The 21,224-nt window shown below is 58.3% G+C and carries 20 protein-coding genes; 11 read left to right on the forward strand and 9 right to left on the reverse strand.

Features of this window, described 5'->3' with window-relative positions; all coding sequences use genetic code 11:
* Positions 1 to 17: 17 nt before the first annotated feature.
* From RO009_01605 to RO009_01620, 4 genes are read right to left on the reverse strand one after another with little or no spacing between them, the layout of a single operon-like run.
* Entirely contained in the window at positions 18 to 1,445 is a 1,428-nt protein-coding gene (locus RO009_01605) for an FAD-binding protein (GenBank protein ID MDT3683722.1), read from the reverse strand.
* Entirely contained in the window at positions 1,442 to 1,708 is a 267-nt protein-coding gene (locus tag RO009_01610) for a hypothetical protein (GenBank protein MDT3683723.1), read from the reverse strand. Before RO009_01610 ends, RO009_01605 begins: the two co-directional genes overlap by 4 nt.
* Positions 1,709 to 1,745: 37 nt before the next feature.
* Positions 1,746 to 3,653: a hydantoinase B/oxoprolinase family protein gene (locus RO009_01615; protein ID MDT3683724.1), complete on the reverse strand. Its 1,908-nt coding sequence runs from the start codon at positions 3,651 to 3,653 to the stop codon at positions 1,746 to 1,748.
* On the reverse strand, positions 3,650 to 5,746 hold the full coding sequence (locus RO009_01620; GenBank protein ID MDT3683725.1) for a hydantoinase/oxoprolinase family protein: 2,097 nt from the start codon (positions 5,744 to 5,746) through the stop codon (positions 3,650 to 3,652). Before RO009_01620 ends, RO009_01615 begins: the two co-directional genes overlap by 4 nt.
* A gap of 133 nt (positions 5,747 to 5,879) precedes the next feature.
* Here RO009_01620 and RO009_01625 point away from each other — a divergent pair, with 133 nt between their 5' ends.
* The 5 genes from RO009_01625 (at position 5,880) to terL (ending at position 10,800) form a co-directional block, all read left to right on the forward strand.
* Entirely contained in the window at positions 5,880 to 6,653 is a 774-nt protein-coding gene (locus RO009_01625) for an IclR family transcriptional regulator (GenBank protein MDT3683726.1), read from the forward strand.
* Between the two features lie 153 nt (positions 6,654 to 6,806).
* Positions 6,807 to 7,493, forward strand: coding sequence for a hypothetical protein (locus RO009_01630; protein MDT3683727.1), 687 nt, complete (start codon positions 6,807 to 6,809; stop codon positions 7,491 to 7,493).
* An 80-nt stretch (positions 7,494 to 7,573) separates the two neighbouring features.
* Positions 7,574 to 8,944, forward strand: coding sequence for a site-specific DNA-methyltransferase (locus RO009_01635; GenBank protein ID MDT3683728.1), 1,371 nt, complete (start codon positions 7,574 to 7,576; stop codon positions 8,942 to 8,944).
* Positions 8,937 to 9,371: a DUF5681 domain-containing protein gene (locus tag RO009_01640; protein ID MDT3683729.1), complete on the forward strand. Its 435-nt coding sequence runs from the start codon at positions 8,937 to 8,939 to the stop codon at positions 9,369 to 9,371. The genes RO009_01635 and RO009_01640 overlap by 8 nt, the downstream gene beginning before the upstream one ends.
* Positions 9,361 to 10,800 carry a phage terminase large subunit gene (gene terL / locus RO009_01645; GenBank protein MDT3683730.1) on the forward strand — a complete coding sequence of 480 codons (1,440 nt, stop codon included), beginning with the start codon at positions 9,361 to 9,363 and terminating at the stop codon, positions 10,798 to 10,800. The genes RO009_01640 and terL overlap by 11 nt, the downstream gene beginning before the upstream one ends.
* Here terL and RO009_01650 read toward each other — a convergent pair.
* Complete coding sequence (locus RO009_01650; protein ID MDT3683731.1) at positions 10,797 to 11,090, reverse strand: hypothetical protein; 294 nt, start codon at positions 11,088 to 11,090, stop codon at positions 10,797 to 10,799. The genes terL and RO009_01650 overlap by 4 nt on opposite strands.
* A 166-nt stretch (positions 11,091 to 11,256) precedes the next feature.
* Here RO009_01650 and RO009_01655 point away from each other — a divergent pair, with 166 nt between their 5' ends.
* From RO009_01655 to RO009_01670, 4 genes are all read left to right on the forward strand, one after another.
* A complete protein-coding gene (locus tag RO009_01655; GenBank protein MDT3683732.1) occupies positions 11,257 to 11,532 on the forward strand; it encodes a hypothetical protein in 276 nt (91 codons plus the stop codon).
* A 216-nt stretch (positions 11,533 to 11,748) separates the two neighbouring features.
* Complete coding sequence (locus tag RO009_01660; GenBank protein ID MDT3683733.1) at positions 11,749 to 12,072, forward strand: DUF3489 domain-containing protein; 324 nt, start codon at positions 11,749 to 11,751, stop codon at positions 12,070 to 12,072.
* Positions 12,072 to 12,533 carry a DUF2924 domain-containing protein gene (locus RO009_01665; protein ID MDT3683734.1) on the forward strand — a complete coding sequence of 154 codons (462 nt, stop codon included), beginning with the start codon at positions 12,072 to 12,074 and terminating at the stop codon, positions 12,531 to 12,533. Before RO009_01660 ends, RO009_01665 begins: the two co-directional genes overlap by 1 nt.
* Positions 12,530 to 14,125 (forward strand): recombinase family protein, encoded by a 1,596-nt coding sequence (locus RO009_01670; protein ID MDT3683735.1) that lies wholly within the window; start codon positions 12,530 to 12,532, stop codon positions 14,123 to 14,125. Before RO009_01665 ends, RO009_01670 begins: the two co-directional genes overlap by 4 nt.
* Before the next feature lie 180 nt (positions 14,126 to 14,305).
* Here the strand turns inward: RO009_01670 and RO009_01675 are convergent, their stop codons facing one another.
* From RO009_01675 to RO009_01690, 4 genes are all read right to left on the reverse strand, one after another.
* Positions 14,306 to 16,378, reverse strand: coding sequence for an exonuclease domain-containing protein (locus RO009_01675; GenBank protein MDT3683736.1), 2,073 nt, complete (start codon positions 16,376 to 16,378; stop codon positions 14,306 to 14,308).
* Positions 16,379 to 16,509: 131 nt separating this feature from the next.
* The gene (locus tag RO009_01680) at positions 16,510 to 17,013 is read right to left on the reverse strand and encodes a hypothetical protein (GenBank protein MDT3683737.1); all 504 of its coding nucleotides are present in this window, start codon (positions 17,011 to 17,013) and stop codon (positions 16,510 to 16,512) included.
* A 55-nt stretch (positions 17,014 to 17,068) separates the two neighbouring features.
* Positions 17,069 to 17,533, reverse strand: a complete 465-nt coding sequence (locus RO009_01685) for a DUF4411 family protein (protein ID MDT3683738.1) — start codon at positions 17,531 to 17,533, stop codon at positions 17,069 to 17,071.
* An 11-nt stretch (positions 17,534 to 17,544) separates the two neighbouring features.
* Positions 17,545 to 18,741: an XRE family transcriptional regulator gene (locus tag RO009_01690; protein ID MDT3683739.1), complete on the reverse strand. Its 1,197-nt coding sequence runs from the start codon at positions 18,739 to 18,741 to the stop codon at positions 17,545 to 17,547.
* Between the two features lie 1,005 nt (positions 18,742 to 19,746).
* Between RO009_01690 and RO009_01695 the strand changes: the two genes are divergently transcribed.
* Together RO009_01695 and RO009_01700 are read left to right on the forward strand one after the other, a co-directional pair.
* Entirely contained in the window at positions 19,747 to 20,730 is a 984-nt protein-coding gene (locus tag RO009_01695) for a hypothetical protein (protein ID MDT3683740.1), read from the forward strand.
* Positions 20,727 to 21,221: a hypothetical protein gene (locus tag RO009_01700; GenBank protein MDT3683741.1), complete on the forward strand. Its 495-nt coding sequence runs from the start codon at positions 20,727 to 20,729 to the stop codon at positions 21,219 to 21,221. Before RO009_01695 ends, RO009_01700 begins: the two co-directional genes overlap by 4 nt.
* The last annotated feature ends 3 nt before the right edge of the window (positions 21,222 to 21,224 follow it).

A 21,224-nucleotide genomic window follows, 5' to 3' on the forward strand; every position in this document is an offset into this window, starting at 1 on the left:
TCCTCACATTCTAGTCTCTAATTTAATTTTCGATTGTTAGGTGCGTGATGTTTCGCGATAGCATGAGCAGCACACCACCCAAATGTCAGCGCCTTGCTCAATCCACCCGTATAGCCCACGGATGGACCACCCTCGTGGCCGCCAGTAGTAGAGCCAGCCGCAAATAGATTCCTTATCACACCACCTGCCTGATGCTTAACGCGCGCCTTACCGTCGATCGCAATTCCTCCCATTGTATAGGTGACACCAGCAACCGCTTGGGTTGCAAAGAAAGGAGAATTTACGATTTGTATGGGCTTGTGCAGGTGAGATGAACGTTCTGGACTCAAAAGTTGCGTCCTCTCTGCTAAGACAGATGCATTGTATTCAGCAATGGTATCTGACAGCGAATTGATTGGAAGGTTTGCAGCTAACGCCAAGTCATGAAGCGTTTCACCGCGATAAACCTTGGCACCGCACATGGCCAACAACGGGTTTGCCGGCAAAGGGAAATCTCGAGCGCGGCCATTCCAAATATACCGATCAAAGATGACGACGGCCCCAAGGGGGTCTGTTTGACGCGCCATTACATTAGCAACGTACACCCCGCCTAAACCTTCGTCGACGAAGCGCTTGCCTTCAGCGTTAACGAGAATGCCAGCGCTAATGAGATGATCGAGCGTTGGATAAGGCCACAGGCGCGGATTGTGTAGAGCGTCAGCAGACTGTACGTGACCATAGAAATTGTTTGTTTCAATCGTCGCCGCCCCGACCTCGAGGGCCATCCTCATGCCATCACCGACCGCGGTCCCCGCGCTTCGCATAAGCACACGGTCCGAGCGTTCTGTGATGAACTCACGAATAAGCTCAGCAGAGTTTTGAAACCCTCCATCTGCGATCAAAACGGCTTCGGCCAAGAATTCGACGCGGCCCTTCGCGGTATCCGCGATGACTCCACAGCACTGATCAGCACACATAATAAGTCGTCTTGCTCTGGCTGCTCGGATTAACCTTCCACCGTTCGCTATCAGGAGAGCTTCGAGCCGTCGCAACATCTGGTCTGGGCCGCGCCCGGGCCAGCGCAGCCCCGCTCCGATAGCAGCCGGCGGAGTGAGCATCGCAGCCATACCTGGTCGCCAATTGCCGGGGATAACCCGTATACCCAGACTACGGAGCCAGTTGAGTGCGCGTCCCACATTCTGAACGAAAGTCTCGACGAGTTCAGGATCGGCTGTATTCAACGTTACGGCATTAATTCCCCGACGAAGTTCCTCCTCGCTTTGCCCAATATCGCGAAACGCTACATTGAAGAAACCCATCGCGATCCTGCTGTTGCAGAGATATCGATCCTCAGCGCCGGCCTCGAGCACGATTACGTTCAAGCCAAGTTCAGATGACCTTACTGCTGCTGCAAGGCCTGCCAGACCGCCACCGACCACAACAAGATCAACAGGCGCCGTGCTCATTTTGGAATCATGGTGTCGACGATGAGATGAACGAGTTCGGCGACGCAGTTCATCATCAAATAGGTGAACCCCGCCAATACGAAGCTTATAGGGATCCAAGCTGCTCCATATCCAAAGCCCCAAAGCAGAAATCCCGCAACTAGAACAACGCCGGTGAGCAAAATAGCGACTGATGCTCCGTAGCGCGCAATGAATTGCAACGTCCTGTAGGGTGGGACGGCTACAGGTAGTGCAAGCGGGTACCTTTCACTATCATCCAACATTGCGAACTCCAATGCATCAGCGCCTCATGAGAAATCGCTATCCAACTTCAACTGCTTCAAATCCGCGCGGCATGTGCCACCGGCCGCAGCAAGACGGTAGCAGACAACGGACAGCCAAATGACCGGGCGGCATGGTCTCCAGCTGCTTGCGCTCAATGCGGCGTGGAGCTTCGCTTTGTTGACTAACGCGCCTTCGATGCACCTCGACCAATTGCGCACGCTGTCGCTGCGTAGCTACCGCGTCGATCGAAAGCGTTTCGGGATCAAGAACGACGCCGTAATAATCACGCGCTGCAGCCACTGAAACATAGCCTTGGCGGACGTCGTCCTGCACCCGCTCCGCGGGCCGCTCCAGCGGTGATCCAAACCCGCCACCGCCGCCAGAGCGAAGAATATAGGCATCGCCTGTTTTGACCTTGGCCCGGAACACCTTGGCATTAGGCACGTCGTCGTGAACGACGCCGTCCCGCCGCAGCAGCATCTCATTTCCGGTACCTTCAAGGCCACCCTCGAGACCCCAAGGCAGACAAACCGCGCGCTCGATGCTGGTGTTCACATTGAAGTCCGAAAGTGCCTCGACGACGGTTTCGACGCCAAGGCCGCCCCTATACCGTCCCGGCCCCCCTGAATCGGTGATCAGCGAAAGGCTTTCCACCATGACCGGATATTTTGCCTCGAACTGCTCATTTGGGCTGTTATGCGTATCGCCATCATTGATGCAGACGGTTGCTGAAACACCATCCTCGCCACGTTTTGCACCCCAGCCGCCGCCAAGTGGTCCAAAGGCGGTGATGAACAGCTTGCCACTGTCGGAATAAAAACCGTCAAGCAACGCAACGCAAAGATCAGCATGATGACCGGCAATGACCTGGTCGGGGATCGCGTTGGACAAAGCCTTGAAGATCGTGTCGACAACGGTCATCGGGAACGTCATCCACCATCGCATCGGTGCCGGCCGCACGGCACTGACAATACTGCCTGGCGGCAACACCACTTTCAAATTACGAAACGAACCATCGTTGACCGGGTAATCTGTCGGGGATGTAACACATTTGAACGCAACCTGCGCGCAAGCAATGCCCGTAGTCGGGCCAGAATTATAGAACCCGCGTACTTGCTTAGCGACATCAGTCAGGTCCACCGTCATCTCGTCGCCGGAAACGATCACCTTCACACGGATGGGAATGCGTTTGGTAACATCCACCGCGTCATCATCCATAAAGCTTTCCGCTTCGTACACGCCATCGGGAATGGCGAGAGTACGCTCGCGCGCGGCCACCTCAGCGTGATCCATGAGCACCTGAATGCAGTCAAGCACAGGTTGCTGACCATAGCGATCTATCAACTCAAGGAAACGCCGCTCTCCGGTCTTGATCGCCGTGACCTGCGCGCGCAGATCGCCCATCGCACGTTCGGACAACCGCACATTCATCTTGATAATGTCATGTACATCCTGGTTGAGCACGCCGGCGCGCATATATTTTACGATCGGAATCTGTAGTCCCTCAGAGTAAATGTCCGTCGTCACCCCACCCAGTGTTCCACCCACGTCTGGCCAATGCGCCATACAGCATGAAAAGCCAACTAGCTGACCTTCATGAAAAATCGGTACCGTGAACGTAAGATGGTTCAGGTGGCTGCCGGTAATATAGGCATCATTGGTCAACAGAATGTCGCCTGGCTCAAAGCCGTCGGCGCCGAAATGCCGGATCTTGGCCTTCACGGTTTCCGACATGCCACGAATGAACATCGGAAGCCCAAGGCCGATCGAAACAGTGTCGCCGTCCTTGGTGAATAGTCCAACTGTAAAGTCCAGCGCCTCGTAAATGATCATGTTATAGGCGGTACGCATGAGGTTGACCTTCATCTCTTCGGTCACCGCCATCACGCCGTTACGCACGATCTCCACGAGAACAGGATCGGTAGCGAGCTTACGGTCATTCATGCGCGCGCTCCCAAAATGGTAATGATCAGATTGCCGAGCGCATCCACTTCGACACTGTCTCCAGGCAACGCCACGGTGGTCGAAGCATGCTCCTCGATCAGGGCGGGGCCTTCAATGCGATTCCCGGCGAGTAGCACCGGGCGCGTAAATGTCGGCGTGTCGACAAAGCCAATATCCTGAAAGAATGCCTTGCGGCTTCCGGTCTGAGCCTCTCTTGATGGTGTCGCTTTGCCTGTCTTGATGCGCTCAAGGCCCGGTTTTTCGACGATACCGGTCACCGTAGTACGCAGGTTCGCAATTTCGGCCGGCTCGTGCGGGGCCGACGTGCCATAGCGCTGTAAGTGCACCGCATCAAATAGTTCTTTGATCCCTTTCCGGTCCTTGTTGTCGAAATATCTGTGTGGGATGTCCACCGTCACTGAATGTTCCTGCCCGACGTAGCGCATGTCGAGAGCACGCTGCACGATTATCTCCCGCGGAGAAATGGCTGAAGCGGCAATGGCGGCGCGACCCTCCTGTTCCAGCTCTCCGAAAACAGCCTCGAACGTCCCAAAGTCCATGCTCTCAAGCGCAATGAACCAAGTACGCACGAAATCGTAGCGCAAATCCGAGAACAGCATGCCAAAGGCGGAAAAATGGCCGGGCGCACGTGGAATAATGACTTTGCGAATTCCAATTTCGCGGGCGACGGCAGTTGCATGCAGCGGCCCAGCTCCACCATAGGCGACGAGCGCAAAACTGCCGGCGTCCAAACCTCGCTCGGTGGTAACCCCTTTCACAGCATACGACATCTTTGTCGCAGCGATGCGGAGGATGCCACTGGCAGCGTCCGTCGTACTGAGCCCGAGCGGCTGCGCTACGCGGCTAGTGATCGCGCGTTCAGCCGCCGCAACATCCAGCTTCATTTCACCGCCGAGAAAACGGTCAGCTCCAAGGCGACCGAGCAAGAGATTGGCATCAGTGATCGTCGGCTCTGCACCGCCACGACCGTAGCAAGCAGGACCTGGTTCCGCCCCGGCGCTTCTCGGTCCAACATGCAACGCACCGCCATGCTCGACGCGCGCGATAGAGCCGCCGCCTGTACCCACCTCAAAAATATCAATGGTCGAAACCTGGATCGGCAAAGCGCGATCGTAACTTCCGATTAGCGCATGACCTGTCGTCAGCGCGCGGCCATCGAGAATGACGCCTGCCTTAGCGGTCGTGCCGCCCATATCAAAGGCGATGGCATTGTCCATCTCCAACGCATGGCACAGCGCCTGGGTGCCGATCACGCCGGATGCCGGGCCAGATTCCAGAATACGAATACATTCGCTGCGCGCCTTGTCGAGTTCGAACAATCCACCAGTCGACTGGACAACAAGGAATGTGCCCTTGAATCCCTCACCGGTGATACATTCGCCAATTTCATCGAGATAGCGCTGCACACGTGGCCCAATGAATGCATTGGCGACCACAGTCGAGCAACGCTCGAACTCGCGGTATTCCTGCGACAGCTCATGGGAGGCCGAGACAAAAACGTTGGGAAGATGTTGCTGAAGGATTTCCTTCGCGCGCAGTTCATGCGCCGGGTTGCGGTAACAATGCAGAAACAGAATGGCGATCGCTTCGATCTTCTCGCGCTTGAAGACCTCCGCAAGCGCTATCACCTCTGCCTCATCCAGTGGCTTGCAGACGCGCCCGTCAGCATAGAGGCGCTCTGCGACCTCATAGCACTGCGCCCGCGGTACCAGTGGCAGATGCTTCTGAAAAAATAGATTGTAGGCGTCTGGACGGTTGATCCGACCGATTTCGTAAACATCGCGGAATCCGCGCGTAGTCACGAGCGCCGTCTTGGCACCTGTACGCTCCAGCATCGTATTAATTGCGACGGTCGAGCCGTGAAGAAACAGACCCGCTTCGGAAAATTTAGTGCCAGCCTTGGTGACCCCAGCTTCAATGCCTTCCACCATCGCTCGCGGAGTGGAAAGGCTTTTTCCGAGCAGAAGCCGCTTGTTGGTCTGGTCAAACGCCGCAACGTCCGTAAATGTCCCGCCGATATCAGCGGCAAGGCGAAGCGCTGCGGAAGTTGGCTGTGACATAGATTTCGGCATCCGGCGGCAGCACTCCCCCTGGTTTTTTTCGCCAGATTTTCTGGCGCGTTTTTTGATGATACGCGCAGGTGGCGTACCATCCGCATGCGTTTCTCAATGGCAAATTATTTGTCCATTAGCAAATGGAGTTTTTATGCGCGACCAGCGTAAGGGGATCCAGTCAGTCGAGCAGGGGGCTAAGCTATTGGAAGCTTTAATAAAGTCTCGAAAACCGCTGCCCTTGAAGACACTCGCGAGCTTGGCGGAAATGTCTGCAAGCATGGCGCACCGGTACCTCACTAGCTTCATTCGGACCGAACTTGTGCAGCAGGATCCCGTAAGTGGCCATTATGATTTGGGTACGCTGGCGTTACGGCTAGGGCTCGCCGCCCTCAATCGCTCCGATTACATGCAGGTTGCCGAGTACGAGTTCAGGCAATTGGTCGAACGGGTTGATATTGACGGCCATATCTCGGTCTGGGGCACGTATGGAGTCACCATGGTGCGCTACCACAATCGGCACGCACCAATTCTATCCAACTTCCGACTGGGAGATGTCTTATCGCTGCTGGATTCCGCTGCTGGTCGGATTTTCCTAACCTATCTCAGCGATCCCACAACGCGGCCTATCCTGAATGCCGAAATATCCAAGTCCGAGGACAACAAGCCCTCTGCCGAGGACATAAAGAACATCACACAATTCGTTCGCAAGGAAGGATATGCTTGGATTGATGGTCAGGTTTTTCACAGCATACGCGCAATTGCAGCGCCGATCTTCGATTCGCAGGGGGATCTGCAGGCAACGATTTCCCTCGTGAGCAATCAGGCGTCGCTGGTCCAATTTCCAAATCCGGTCCTGGATGACCTGAAGAAGACTGCAGAGCGAATTTCGTACCGGCTTGGGTGGTCCGCTACTCCTGCACCGTAATGACGTCGCGCTGTAGTTTCTGGGCACCAGCGGACGCGCTCCATAATCTGTCATTATCGGAATCGGCGTCCCGTCTTGCTAATGAAACCATATTCATTATTTCATTGAAACCTCTCTTGACGCCTTTCTTTTGTCTAACTAAAACCTAGGTCCATGAGAATCGCTCAAGGCGCAAGATACCAGCGCAACCAAATCGAAGAGGCTTTGGCCTACGCTGTGCACTTCAGGCCGCCGGTCCAGCCAGAGTTGCGTTTGGAAATCAAGCGCTTGCTTGATACCGACCGGAAGATTGGCATCAGTCCCCGGGCCAAATCCGCCGAATCCCGCCACTTGGCTTTTGTCAGCCACCGGCCGGAAGGCACAGGCTTCAATATCGAGTACGCAGACTACGACGTCTTCGCCCTCTACGTCGGCATTAAGCTGCTGCGAGCAGGCTTCACCCAGCTCGGAATTGCAACGCTCATGCGCCGGTTGCGACCTGCGCTCATCGAGAAGCACCAGGAAATTCTTTCCTGGCAACCGGCCTCATTGCTCGACAACAAACCCGAGGTTGATCTGGAGACTAGTGTAAGCGAGGGCCAGTTGGTCAAGACGCTTGAGAATATGGTCTGTCTCATCTTGCCGACCGGCAAATACTCCGGCCTGGCGTTCAAGACCCAAGCTGATCAGGACCAAGGCCGGCCCGCCAATATCGCGCATGGCAAGGACGCCATCGAGGATCGACTACAAATCGAGCTGGCGTTCGGCGCAACCCCTGTCACCATTGAACTCGTCAATCCCACGCACCGCCTGGCCTATTGGCTCAGGCGAACCGAGCGCCTGGAACGAGGCCGGAAATAACGGAGGCATCGATGTGAAAGACGTTTAAACACTCTATTGCAACTATTTGAAACCACATTCGCAGCTTTAATGGAGAAACCATGAATCCCAGTCATTTTTATCCACTGAACGTCGAATATCGGCGAATAGAGGAACTGAAGCCCTCCCCTCACAACGCGCGCACCCATTCGCGCAAGCAAATCAAACAGGTTGCTCGCTCAATCAAGCAGTTTGGCTTCACTAATCCTGTTCTGATCGACGATACGGGCCGGATCATTTCCGGCCATTGTCGTGTGGAGGCGGCCAAGCTGCTTGGGCTTCAGGAAGTGCCGACTGTAAAACTATCATATCTAAGCAAGGCCCAGGTCCGCGCCTATATGATTGCCGACAACAAGCTCGCCGAGAATGCGGGCTGGGATAAAAGTATTCTAGTTCTAGAATTCCAGGAATTGATCGAGCTCGGTTTCGACGTTGAGTTCACCGGCTTCTCGATGGCCGAGATTGATCTAACCCTGGGCGAGATCGGCGAAAGCGCGTTATCGGCGGAGAATACAGTTGTAGAGCAGGAAGTGGGCGCCCTTCCGATCATCAACCCAGGCGATTTGTGGCAGCTCGGGGTGCATCGCCTCCTGCATGGGGACGCGCTTGATCCAAGGAGCTATGAGCAGTTGCTACGAGGCGAGAAAGCCTCCGCGGTCTTTGCGGACCCGCCCTACAACGTGAAGATCGATGGGCATGTCAGCGGTCTTGGCAAAACTCGGCATCGGGAGTTTGCCATGGCCTCGGGCGAGATGTCGGAGGCGGAATTCACCGGCTTTCTGACGAGCCTGTTCAAAAATCTCGTCCAGAACAGCAAAGACGGATCAATTCACTTCATCTGCATGGACTGGCGGCATCTGCAAGAGGCGCTCGCAGCCGGAAATGCCACCTATGATGAGCTGAAGAACCTGTGCGTCTGGAACAAGAACAACGGCGGGATGGGATCGCTTTATCGTTCCAAGCATGAGCTCGTCTTTGTGTACAAGCATGGCCAGGCTCCGCACCTCAATAATGTGGAGCTCGGCAAGCATGGTCGATCCCGCTTCAATGTCTGGGACTATCCGGGGGTGAATACGTTTCGGCCCGGCCGCGATGAGGCGGTCAGTGCACACCCTACCGTGAAGCCGGTGGCGCTGGTTGCCGATGCCATTCTGGACGTCACCCGCCGCAAGGACATCGTTCTGGACCCGTGCGGGGGATCAGGAACGACGCTCATTGCGGCGGATCGCACAGGTCGTCATGCGCGACTCATCGAAATCGACCCACTCTACTGTGACGCAATCGTCCGCCGTTGGCAAAAGGCCACCGGCAAGCAGGCCATTCATGCTGAGACTGGCCGAACCTTTGACGATATTGCCGCCACCAAGCTTGCCATTGTGCAAGCGGCGCGTCAGCACGCGCTTCCCGAACTCTCGCAGGTAGGTGATGCATAATTCAGATGATGATGGCGCCAACAGCGCCGGGAAACGGAACTACACAGTCGGTTACAAAAAGCCACCCAGTCATTCGCGTTTCAAGCCCGGACAGAGCGGCAATCCGAGCGGACGGCCCAAAAAGGCCCCGAGTCTGAGTACTCACGCAAAGAACATTCTATCTGAGAAGATAGCAATGCGAGAGGGCGATCAAGTCAAACACATCACCATGCGCGAGGCTCTCCTACGGACAACTCTAAAAGCAGCGTTAAGCGGCGACCATCGCGCGAGGCAGTTCTACCTTCTGCTGATTCAACAATCAGAGCACGAAGAACGGGTCACGACCGGCAATGAAGACCAGTTTGCCGAGTTACAGGAAGTGGACCAGATCATTCTGGATGAATTCCAAGCCCACTTTAGCACAAAGGAAGCGGAAGATGGCAGCTGAGGCTGTCAAAAGATCTCCCGTCACTCACGATGTCATCTCGCAGCAGCGCCTCTTGCAGGCGCTGCTGCGGACAGACCTTGCCTCCTTTATCGGTAAGACCTTCGGGCAGATCGCGCCGGGCGCCACGTATCTGCCCAACTGGCACATCCGCGCCATTGCCTGGCATCTGCAGCAGGTCGAGGCCGGCCAGATCAAGCGCCTCCTGATCACCATGCCGCCGCGCTCGCTCAAGTCGATCGCGGCCTCGGTTGCATTCCCGGCCTGGCTTTTAGGCCGCGATCCGACACGCCGCATCATTTGCGTGAGCTATGCGAATGAACTCGCCGTCAAGCATGCAAATGACTGTCGCGCAGTCATGCAGTCGGATTGGTATCAGGGGCTGTTTCCGCAAAACCGCATTCGCCGCCTGAAGAATACCGAACACGAGGTGCACACTGTCAATAACGGCTACCGATTTGCAACCACAACCGGCGGCACTCTGACAGGTCGTGGCGGCAACCTCATTATTATCGACGATCCGATCAAGGCAAGCGAGGCAGCGTCGGAGGCAGCCCGCGTCAAGGTCAAATCCTGGTTCGACGAGACCCTCCTGTCGCGTCTGGACAACAAGACCGAGGATGCGATCGTCCTCGTCATGCAGCGGCTGCACGTCGATGATCTTGCCGGCCATGTGCTGGAGAAAGGCGGCTGGGTGCATCTCAATCTGCCGGCCATTGCGGAAAGCGAGACCAGGACCGTCACCGGGCCCAACCGACATTATGTGCGTAAAGTCGGTGAGGTGCTCCACCCGGCCCGCGAGCCGAGATTCGTTCTCGATGAATTAAAGGTGGCCATGGGCTCAAGCGCCTTCTCAGCGCAGTACCAGCAGGCTCCGGTCCCACCCGGCGGCAACATGATCCGCTGGGAATGGTTTGAAATCTATGACGAGCTCCCTCCCCTCGGCCCCAACGACAAGATCGTCACCAGCTGGGATACGGCCTCGAAGGCGACCGAGCTTGCCGATTACACCGTTGGCATCACTTTCCAGACCGCTGGCGAGCGCATTTTCATTCGCGATGTTGTACGGGAGCGGCTGGACTACCCTAGCCTCATCCGCCGTGTTCTGGTCGAGCGCGAGCGCTGGAAGCCCACTGCTCTGCTCATTGAAGACAAGGGGTCAGGCACGAGCCTCATTCAGGACCTGCGATCGAAATTCGTGCCGGTCATTCCCATTTTACCCGAAGGCGACAAGATTGTGCGCATGAGCGCGCAATCGGCCAAGATCGAGGGCGGGGCTGTTTATCTTCCCAAGCGCGCTGATTGGCTCGGCGACTTCCGTTCCGAGATTCTCGCCTTTCCACATGGGCAGTTTGATGACCAGGTAGACGCGCTGTCGCAAGGACTGCGCTGGATCACCGGCCGGCAGCGCTCGTTGCTCGACGTTCTCTAGCGCGCAGGCGGCACGGCAGAAAGCGTTCGCTTTTCGAAGACTCCGCTTGCCCTCACGAATTTTAATGCGTCGATGGTCAGGCGGGTTGGATCCCGCTTTCCCTCCTGGCTGAGTTCGATGATTTTCTTTGCCAGCAGTTCCGAGACGGCGGGCGACCGATCCCGAAGTTCTCCGGTATGGGTCAGGATTTCAATGGCACGGTCATAAGAGGCTGCGAGCACGGCCAAAGTCTCGGGCTCCAGCGCCTCCTGACGCGACGACACGCCTTGTTCCATGACGCCTTGTTCCATGACGCCTTACACCGCCAATGCCGCAGAGGTTCATTCGCCTGGCTGTCGGCTTGACACATTATTCTATGAACAGCGTAACCCCGCGCTCAAGGGTACCGCCGGTTGAAAACATGGCGGGCCATTGCGGGACTAGGTTGCTTACCAAAGATGCTCGATCTGCCGCCCAATGAGCCAGAAAATTGCTCTCATTGCGCTCGACTTCGGCGGCAAAGCACGCATGTCTGTGGGCATGACAAAGCCACCAGACCGCAGTGCAACAAAGGCCCTGCTCAAGCAGGAGCTGAAGGACATCCACCGGCGATTGCGCAAGGCCCAAAACCTGGTCGAGGCCAACGAACTCGAACAGGCCGTCGCTGCTGCAGGCGAAATCGCTGAGCTCGCCTGGCAAGTCGCTCATATTCTTGTCGCCGAGGAACTCCTGCACCGTTTTACAAAGACATAAAGCCGCTCGCCTCTCCAAAAACCACGGCTGCCGCGCCTGCACTCGCATGGCGCGGCCGGGGTGGTGACAGCGCCCGCTGTCGCAACCACGGAGACAAAAATGCAGGACAATTTGAAGAGCGGTCCGAACGCCGAGAGGCATGAGGGGATTGCTGCCGATTCCTCTCCTTCCAGGGAAGGTCGCGAGGGATCACGCCGACCGACGGCGAGCCGCCGATTGACTGGAGCCGCTAAAGGCAAAACGAAGGCCGGCACCGCGCGCCCTGCGTCAAAGCAGGCAAGAGTGATCGACCTTCTGCATCGCAAGGAAGGCACGAGTATCGCAGCGATCATGAAGACGACCGGCTGGCAGCGACATTCCGTGCACGGGTTTCTTGCGGGTGTGGTGCGCAGAAAGCTGAAACTCAACCTCGTCCGCTCTGGCGATGCTGAAAAAGCGATCTACCGCGTCATGCCAGGCAAGTTACAAAGGTCGCATACGAAATCTGGCCAGCCCGCCCGCAAACCGGCCAAGCGCGCGATCAGCAAGCGGGCGCGCTGATGCAGGAAAATGTGGATCAAGAAATCGAAGCCGAGGTCAATCGGCTTCGGTCCATGCCCAAGGCCGAGCTGCGCGTGCGCTACCGCACGCTGTTCAAGGCCGAGCCGCCCAAGGCCTTTGGTCCGGACCTCTTGCGGCGAAGCATCGCCTACAAGATCCAGGAACAGGCCTATGGCGGATTGGATGCTGACACACGACGCCTCTTGAACAACCTCATGGCCCAGCAGGCCAGGAGCAAGGACGGCCGCATCGTCATCCCGCGCCGGATCAAGCCGGGCGCTGTTCTGGTGCGCGACTGGAAGGGCAAGAGCCACCGCGTCATGGTTCTGGAGGATGGCTTTGCCTATGAGGGCAAACCCTATGCCAGCCTCTCCGAAATCGCCCGGGCGATCACCGGCGCTCGCTGGAACGGGCCGCGCTTCTTCGGCCTGCGCGCCAACAGCCGGGAGGTGTCGGCATGAGGCGGAGGGCGTCTTCAGTCACCGCGGCGCAGGAGAGAATCCTGCGCTGCGCCATCTACACCCGCAAATCCACAGAACACGGACTGGAACTGGAATTCAACTCGCTGGATGCCCAGCGCGAGGCCTGTGAGGCCTATATCAAGTCGCAGGCCTCCGAAGGCTGGACCTGCCTGCCCAAACGCTATGACGACCCGGCCTTCTCAGGCGGCAATCTCGAGCGCCCTGCCCTGCAGCGACTGCTGAAAGATATCGAGGCCGGTCTCGTCGATGTAATCGTCGTCTACAAGATCGACCGCCTCACCCGCTCCCTTGCCGATTTTGCCAAGCTGGTTGAGGTTTTCGACGCAAGGTCGATCTCGTTTGTGGCGATCACCCAGCAGTTCAACACCACAACCTCGATGGGCCGCCTGACGCTCAACATTCTGCTCTCCTTTGCCCAGTTCGAGCGCGAACTCTCCTCCGAACGGGTGCGGGACAAGGTCGCGGCCTCGCGCAGGAAAGGCAAATGGACCGGCGGCAGCGTGCCGCTCGGTTATGACAGCCGCGACAAGAAGCTCGTCGTGAACCAGACCGAGGCGAGAACCATTCGGATGATCTTCGAGCGCTACCTCGCCCTGAAATCCGTCCCGAAACTGATCGAGGAGCTCGACCGCAAAGGCGTCGTCACCAAGAAGCGTCCGCTGAAGGGCAAAACCGCTGGGGGCGTGCCCTTTAACTACGGCTCGCTCATCTATCTGCTCAAGAACCGCACGTATCTCGACGAGGTCGGCCACGGCGGCAAATGGTTCGAGGGAGAACATGAGTCGATCCTGGATCGCGGCGCGTTTGAGCGGGTTCAGGAAACACTAAAGACCAATGCCGTCCAGCGCCGCAAGCAGCGTGCCGAGACCGGCGCCCTGCTCGCCAGGCTCCTGTACGACGACCGCGGCAATCGAATGAGCCCAAGCTATTCGATCAAGAACGGCGTGCGTTATCCATTTTATGTGAGCGCTGCCATCCTCAAAGGCCGAAAGAAAGATGCCGGCTCGGTTGCGCGCGTCCCGGCGACAGAAATCGAAAAGGCAGTAGTCACCGCGCTCCGCAAGTATTCCGACGAAGCAGGGGCTGACATCGACCTCACCCCGCAGGACTTTTTCGAACGCCTGGTGCAACGAATTGTCGTCCGACACACCAAAATCGTCATCGATTTCAAAGACGCAGCATCAGTCCAAGGCGCGACCAAATCCCTCTCACCGCTCGAAATACCTTGGTCTCGACCCAGGAAAAATGGCTTTGCGGAGGTCAGCGAACCCGAGGATGCGCACGACAGCGGGACCGTTCACGATCAACCTAAGCCAGAGTTCGTGCAGGCGGTGGCACGGGCCCATCTGTGGCTCAAGCGGTTACAAGATGGCACCTATCACTCGATAGAGGATCTCGGCCGCGCCGCGAATATTCATCCGAAGAACGTGCGAATTGGATTGCGGCTGGCGTTCCTTGCTCCGAAGATCACAAAAGCTATCCTCACAGGAAGCTCGCTCAGTGGAAAGATGTCTTCGGGCTTAGTCCAAACAGCCGACGCGCTATCGTGGCGCGACCATGCGAGCGCCTAACATCCTATGGAACATCTTTGATCGGCGCAGTTATCGGGCGCGGGCTGTGGCCGCAAAGAGCAATTTGTCATGCTTAAGCGACACTTCAAAATGACACCTTACAAGGCGAAGCGATTGGCGAGTACCTTTCCTAGGAGCGACGACGCGAGTTGGTCATCGTCGGCAACACCGCTTTCCATGTCACTTGGTGTTGGCACGCTGCTGTGTTGATCGCCTTGCCCGGACCTTTTCAAGTCTGGCTTTCAGAATCGCGGGTTTCGATCCAGGCGCTTTGATCTGCCGGTCGTATCTCTCCAGTACCGCCAATTCGTCCTCCTGCCTGTCGAGCTTCCGGTAAACTATGGCAAGCTGCTCATAGTACCAAGGGGCGACGCCGAAGCCGCTGCTTCGAGATTCGGTTTCTTGGCTTTCGATCTCCTCAAGAAGGAGACGAACGGCATCATCCAGCCTGCGCTCGCGTTTTGCGGCATTCACCTGGTCGACCAGCAGCGAAATTCTGGAAGCCTCGGGTGTAAGACCGTTCAACGAGATGTTGCGTGTGTCGTCGTCCACCTCGTCCTCATCGGCGTCGGCCGTGGCACCGTCGGTCCCAAGCATCAGCTTGAAGTCGGTTTCTCCGATGATCCGTAAAGCGGCTCCTTCGCGGATGAGCTGCTCGGCACGGCGATGCTTGGCGCTCTGTTCCTCGCCAGCCAAGCGGCGCAGATCTTGATCGCCAACGACCAGGATGGAAGTTTCCTCCGTCACGCTGCCGGCAACCTCCATGCCGGCGGCAGCCGCCATATCCGCGGCCTCCGCACGCGTGATGGACAACTTACCGGTAAACACGACAACTTCACCCGAGAGCGGTCCATCAGGCCTGCCACTTCGGATCTGCCGGCCTCCGATTCCGGAGATCGGCGCCGTGACACGGTCGAGCCATTCGTCCAGCGGACAGCCCGTATCGGTTATAGCTCTCAGCACGATCATTCCAGCGGCTCGTGCATCCTCGCAGGCATCGTGATGCTCGAAATCAATTCCAAACGTGTCCGCCAGATTCTTGAGGCCATACCCACGTTTCGCAAAGCGTTCCCACGCCCGCCGCGCAACGCGCGCGCTGTCGAGCCACCGGCATGATGGATCGGGAAGGCCGTATTTCTGTGCCGCGCGGCAGAGCGCCACGCGGTCAAAATGTGTGTGGTGAACGACCACGGCAGTCTGCAGTGCCGCGGCTACAACAGGCAGCGCCTCGCGCATCGTCGGCTTACCCGCAACGTCCTCTGGACGAATACCATGGATGGAGATGTTGACCGGATCGAAATGATCCTCCGGGTCGATCAGGATCGTAAGCTTCCGGCTAATCTCGCCGCTCTTGAAGTGAACAAGGCCGATCGCACAAATGCTTGCCATATCGGCATTCGCCGTCTCGACATCAACTGCAAGAAAATCGGCAGAGGCCAACTGCTGGGCTGCGAGGGCCTGACTGCTTGCGGCTTTCGCCCTCGCCTCCTCTATCGCCCGCACAAGTGCCGCGACAGCGAGCTGCTCCTGCTCTGAGTAGGTGCCGTCGGCTTTCACAAGAGCGGTGAGATGCGGCACGAGAAGATCGAGCGCTCCAGGATCGCGCTCAAGCCGGGAGAGGCAAGACTCCATCGATTGCTCCGATGGATAGAGCGTATCGGCGTAGGCGGCGACGTCAGCACTCACCTCGTCGCTCGGAGTTAGCCCGGCGCGCTGAAATACTGCCCCGATGTATTTCGTAACGACGTCCCGCTCCGCGGCAGGCAAGACATCGCCGTCGGATCGGGCCAGATAGAGAAGGACCGCCAGACCGTCACGGCAAAGAAGTTTGGGATTTACCTTTGCTGCGGCACGCGCCTCGGTAGGAAGCTTCGGCAGATAGGTGCGCAAGAAGGTGGTTGGATCAGCGACACTCGTCCACGCTGGAGGAAGCATCAGCTTCAGCATGCGATCACTGCGGAATGTTCGCCAGTCTTTGCGGAGAAGGCACCAACCTTCCAGATAAAAAAACTCTCCGCCGCCCGGACTTACGCGTCCGGCAATGACACGCCGCGCCGATACCTCGCCAGAGGCGTTGGCATATTCCAATCCCAAGGCCACGCCTTCGATTTCATCTGGCAGACCATCGCTGTTGTCGTCACGAAAGATGCACTGCTGCTCCTCGACAGCATCCTCTGCTGGCCCACCCTCGACAATGTTGAGGCGCGGAGGCGTTCGTGCCTCGCGGCCCCGGAACCAGCTGAGCAGTGACACCGCTCCCCCTCTCCAACGAAGCATCCGCCCCCTGGCGGCTCTCGCAGGCGCCGCCAGAACTTGCGGGATCGTGATGGAGTTGCATGATGCCCCTGCGACAACCCACACGCAAGCAGTCGCTTCGCTGGCTGCTATTTCAAGCAGCCGGCCGCTTGCTCTTTCGCGCCGAACGGGACCGGAGAGGCGTCCGAGGGGGCGTCACGGCCACGACACCGAACTTCGATCTTCTCCCCGGCTGCTCTGATCGACGGCGACAACATCCACGCCGGATTATGGGGTGGCCCGTACGCCGACCAGGTCAGCATGCATACCCGCTCCTCCCAATGTGCCAGAGTTGATGGAGGCGCTTCGTTTATATCCGGGAAGTAGCGGACGGTGCCGTCCTCGTATGTTTCAGAACCCAATGGATTGAAATAGGTGCCCCAAGGGCTCGGGCCATTTCTACCGGGGCTGAGGCCAAACGACATGATCTCGATCCCAGCCCCCAGGTTTGCTTCGCCTACAGGCTCTTGCAGAGCTGCTCTCGCGTTGGCGAGCGCAGAATGAACCTCCACCTCTGCAAAAGGGGTGGAGCGGCCTTCAAAATCCTGGACAACCGCCTCAATGGTGGCGGGAATATCAAATTCTTCGGTCATGGATCACGGCCCATCTTTCGACGTCAGGATGTCCGCACGAATTGATCCCATGACCTCAACCAATAACCCACTTTTCCGCGCGAATCATCTGCAAGAGGCTCATATAGGTGACGCCAAAATCCCCACAAACATCAGGGATGTTCGGCCGATTGAGATTCCCTGTTGGTCTTTCTTCGGTGACTATCATCAACCTACGCACGGTCGCAGTCGCGATTACAAACGGGTCAGCCGAAGTTCGTTGCTTCTTGGCAGCAACAAGCCGGGGATGCTTGGCTAGAACGGCTTTGGCTTGGAGCTGGATGGCATCCTCCAGCGGGAGGAACATCCCATCATGTTCCTTGAGCCAGCTATATAGTTCCGCAGACTTTGGCTCGGTTTCATCGAGTACAGGTTCAGGCGCAAGGATTTTGCCATCAGCGATGGCCTGCTCAAATAACAGCCAAAATTTGGGGAAATTCTCCAACGGGTAACGCTCCTCCCATGCGGCGATGATGCAACTGGTGTCGATGCAATATGCCAAGAGCGTCTACCTCACGCCGGCACGCCAAAGGCGAGGCGTTCAATGGGAGGAACGTACTTGGCCTGGACGCCCAAATAGCCAGACACCGCACTAAGGGTAAGCTGATTGTTATGGTAGCCCTGCAAGACCAGCCGCGCGAACCCGCGACCGATATAGCCGAGGACCTGCTGCCGATACGGTGCAAAGCCGCTCGGCGCTTCCTCTATCTCTTCCTCTCGCTGCCGCGCATATTCGGCACGCTTGCCCTGGTAGAACGCATTGGTCACTTGGCGAAGTTCGACCAACCGCACGAGCAAGGCTTCCCGGCTAACGCCATATCGACGCGCAAGGGATTCAATTTCCTCGTCGCTCCATAGGGAGCGAAGCGGCGTCTTCGCGCGGACAACGGCTTCGGCCAGCAAATCGTCTCTGGGCATCAAGGATGCCGCAGCAACCTGGTTGCAAAACCGTTCCATCGCCCGAACCGGCGCCGGCAGCGTGTCGCCCGGCTCAACGGTGTTTTCAATCACGCTCTGGCCGAGAATGATGTGCCCGAGTTCATGCAGGAGCGTGAAGATACGCCCGCCGCTGCGATCCTTGCCGTTGACCACAATCATCGGCAGCGGCTGGTCGGCAATGGCGAAGCCACGCATCTCCTCGATATCAATCTGATGGTGCGCGCCGCCAATCACCGACACCAAGACGCCGGCGCCCTCGATCGCATCGCGCCAAGCTCTAAAAGCCTTACTGGTATCGCCCCATCGGCTCTGCCGTGCCAACGTAATACCCAACCGCTCGCGAATACGCATGCCAATGACTTCGGCGTTGTCGTTCACGCCCGCGGTTAGTCCTAAAGCATCGGGCTGCTCACCGAGGGTTTCCAACACTTCGAGCGCCACCAAGCGCCGCTCGTGAGCTGCGCGGACTTCATAAGCAAGCTCGCTGCTGAACCTGCCCGCACGCGCAGCCGCAAGCCGGCGGAAATCCCGCAACGCTTGGAAGCCCTGCGGCGGCTCCGGCAAATAGAATACGCTCAACGGACGCTTACATTTCTTGGCAATCTTGCGAAGTTGCGCGATGGACGGCTTGTCTTCGTCAGATTCCCACGCCTGTACACGCTCAACTGCCACGCCGATGCCCTCCGCCAGCTCCTCTTGGCTCAAGGAGGCGGTCTCTCGGGCCCAAACCAGCATCGCCGGTTCGACTAGGGCTTTAATGCGTCCAGACATGCTTCATCCCAATTGCCGAAGAATCGTACCATCAACTTCAAGGGCTGGGAGGGAATTAGACACGCGGCGGCCTAACAAAGCGTCAGCCCTGTGGCGCGTCAGACCCACATATGTCAGACCCACATATAGTGAGAAACTCTTGGTTGCGGGGGAGGATTTGAACCTCCGACCTCAAGGTTATGAGCCCGACGCGCTACTGGCAAGAAACCGCTTTTTGCTATTGTGACTGCCGCCCCTAGCACTCAGTGAGATACGCGCCAGTCTCCGCCGCGATTCTCCCGAAAACGGGAATCTGCGCGGCGTTGTGTGGAGACGGCGGGGTAATTTCGGGTCTCATTCGCCGTCTCTCGTGACGCAGAGACAGAAGTAGTGGCGAAGATCCGCCGAATTCCCCGCAGAAATCGCCACTATTCTGGAGAGACGCCCGCCGCGCGAAAACCGGCACAGTGGCTGGCTGGGTTAGCTTGATTCGAACTCTCGCATTCCACATGCGATTTCGCGGCTTTGTATGCCGAAGATTTCGTCAGCTGCTTGCTAACCATAGGACTGATTTCAGCTGGCGTTTGCGGCGGATATTCCTATTCTTAGTCCTGCCGGCGCAGCTCTGTGTTCGGCGGCCACCGCCAGGTGCTTGCAACACCCGACGGCGGCCTAACCACACCCGACTGTTGAGGAGTCAGATATGGCTAAGGCCGCTTTTAGCGCCGATTCGGCGCATTTTCCCGCTCTCATTTTGCCCGCACTTGCGGGCCTTCAGCCGCCGCCCGACGGCGCGCGCCCGCCCCTGGCCGCGCACGGCGCCCCGCTCACCACCTCCAAACGCAACTAGGCATCGATCGGCGATCGGGTCCGGTCTGACGGCGCCTCGCGCCGGCAGAGGGCCTCTTCCGATTGCGCATCGTCCCTCGGCATGTCCGCACCTTTGCGGGCGTGAACGATGATGTGCGGCCAGTTGGAGGACGTCTCACGGCCCGATCGCCGATCCCGGCACATGGGATCGAACCAATGAGCATCATCATTCCTGGCGGAGCGGAGGCCTCAGGCTTTGCGTCCACAGTCCTGCGGCATTTTCCCGACGGTACGGCGCCGCGCGAGGTCATCGACCGCGGCCAGACTCTGCGGGTACTGGCCTTCCCGTTCAGCTGGGCCGCAGAGATTTGCGCGGCGCACGATCTGCGCAGTGCGGGCAGCTACATTCTCGCCGGCGACGGTGAGGCCTATATCGGCGAGACCGGGGATCTCGCCAGCCGTCTCCTCACCCATGCGCAGGATCTCGACAAGGCGTTCGCAACCGAGGTCTTCGCCGTCTCCGCCTTTAACAACAAGCTGTTCGACAAGGATACCGCCCAACACTTCGAGCTGCGCTTTCTGCAGGATGCGAAGGCCGCCGGCCTCGTTCGGCTGCGCAACCAGAACACGCCGCCGCAGCCGCGCCGAACGGCCGAGCGTCTCGTGACGCTGAACCGCATGGTGAATGATGCGCAGCGCCTCTTGTTCGATGCCGGCTGCCGTATCTTCCACTCGGCCAATGGCAGCGCCATCCGTGCCAGACGCAAGGTCGAGCTTCCGCTCGGCGACTTCGACGATCTGGAGATGACGCGGGTGGAGCTCGCCCGCATCCCGGCGGGCGCCCAAGAGTTCGAGCTTCATTACACCAATGTCTGGGCGCGCGGCTACCAGCACCAGGGCGCCTTTGTCGTGCTGGCGGGCTCGGAGATGCGGGCCGAGCTCAATGCATCCACCAACAAGATCTGTGTTCCGCGCCGCGAGAAGCTGATCGCGAGCGGGGCTGTAGTCAAGGTGGAGACACAGGACGACCTCTACCGCTTCACGGTCTCGGTCGGCTTCCGCTCGGCGGCGGTCGCGGCCAAGATCGTGTGCGGCGCGCATGTCGGGAGCGAGCACTGGAAGCCGCTCGCCCGTCCGGTGAGCCCGCCCCCGGAAAGTGCCGAGATCACGGCCTCCTCCAGCCCGGAGGCGCTGTCATGACACAACTTCCGGTCTACGACACCTCACCCCTCGCACAGCCCTGGATCTCCTGGCGCAGCTTGCCGGCAGACGCGTTCGGTCCTGCAGAGATCACGGCAATGACCGCGGCGCTCGATGGCATGTGCTTCGCGCCTGATGGCGGCTGGCGGCGGGCGGCCGATGGCGACGCGGCTGTCGCCATCCGGCTTGCGCTCAAACTCCTGCCGATCAGCGCGATCACGCAGCAAGTCGACATCGTGATGACGGCGCTCGCTCGCTGCGCGGCGACGGGCAATCCGGCAGCTTGCCTCGTGCTGGCAAAGATCCTGCGCCAGGCGCCGATCGACAAGGCTCTGGCCAGCCGCCTGTCAGTGTCCTGGCTCACCCGCAATCTCGTGCAGGCACCCTTAGCGAACTTGCGGATCTGCAACGTTCAGATCGCCGAGCCGCCGGTCGCGCCAACGCGAACGCTGCTTCTCGTGCCGACCCGCAACGACGGGAGGCGGGCATGAGGA

It is taken from the genome of Pseudorhodoplanes sp. (assembly GCA_032027085.1).
Lineage (GTDB): Bacteria > Pseudomonadota > Alphaproteobacteria > Rhizobiales > Xanthobacteraceae > Pseudorhodoplanes.

Excerpts from the sequence above, each read along its gene's own strand:
- terL (MDT3683730.1), top strand. The coding sequence starts at position 9,361 with ATGGCAGCTGAGGCTGTCAAAAGATCTCCCGTCACTCACGATGTCATC.
- RO009_01700 (MDT3683741.1), top strand. The coding sequence starts at position 20,727 with ATGACACAACTTCCGGTCTACGACACCTCACCCCTCGCACAGCCCTGG.
- RO009_01655 (MDT3683732.1), top strand. The coding sequence starts at position 11,257 with ATGAGCCAGAAAATTGCTCTCATTGCGCTCGACTTCGGCGGCAAAGCA.
- RO009_01605 (MDT3683722.1), bottom strand. The coding sequence starts at position 1,445 with ATGAGCACGGCGCCTGTTGATCTTGTTGTGGTCGGTGGCGGTCTGGCA.
- RO009_01630 (MDT3683727.1), top strand. The coding sequence starts at position 6,807 with ATGAGAATCGCTCAAGGCGCAAGATACCAGCGCAACCAAATCGAAGAG.
- RO009_01690 (MDT3683739.1), bottom strand. The coding sequence starts at position 18,741 with ATGTCTGGACGCATTAAAGCCCTAGTCGAACCGGCGATGCTGGTTTGG.
- RO009_01610 (MDT3683723.1), bottom strand. The coding sequence starts at position 1,708 with ATGTTGGATGATAGTGAAAGGTACCCGCTTGCACTACCTGTAGCCGTC.
- RO009_01620 (MDT3683725.1), bottom strand. The coding sequence starts at position 5,746 with ATGCCGAAATCTATGTCACAGCCAACTTCCGCAGCGCTTCGCCTTGCC.
- RO009_01695 (MDT3683740.1), top strand. The coding sequence starts at position 19,747 with ATGAGCATCATCATTCCTGGCGGAGCGGAGGCCTCAGGCTTTGCGTCC.
- RO009_01640 (MDT3683729.1), top strand. The coding sequence starts at position 8,937 with ATGCATAATTCAGATGATGATGGCGCCAACAGCGCCGGGAAACGGAAC.
- RO009_01665 (MDT3683734.1), top strand. The coding sequence starts at position 12,072 with ATGCAGGAAAATGTGGATCAAGAAATCGAAGCCGAGGTCAATCGGCTT.
- RO009_01680 (MDT3683737.1), bottom strand. The coding sequence starts at position 17,013 with ATGACCGAAGAATTTGATATTCCCGCCACCATTGAGGCGGTTGTCCAG.
- RO009_01670 (MDT3683735.1), top strand. The coding sequence starts at position 12,530 with ATGAGGCGGAGGGCGTCTTCAGTCACCGCGGCGCAGGAGAGAATCCTG.
- RO009_01650 (MDT3683731.1), bottom strand. The coding sequence starts at position 11,090 with ATGGAACAAGGCGTCATGGAACAAGGCGTGTCGTCGCGTCAGGAGGCG.
- RO009_01615 (MDT3683724.1), bottom strand. The coding sequence starts at position 3,653 with ATGAATGACCGTAAGCTCGCTACCGATCCTGTTCTCGTGGAGATCGTG.
- RO009_01635 (MDT3683728.1), top strand. The coding sequence starts at position 7,574 with ATGAATCCCAGTCATTTTTATCCACTGAACGTCGAATATCGGCGAATA.
- RO009_01625 (MDT3683726.1), top strand. The coding sequence starts at position 5,880 with ATGCGCGACCAGCGTAAGGGGATCCAGTCAGTCGAGCAGGGGGCTAAG.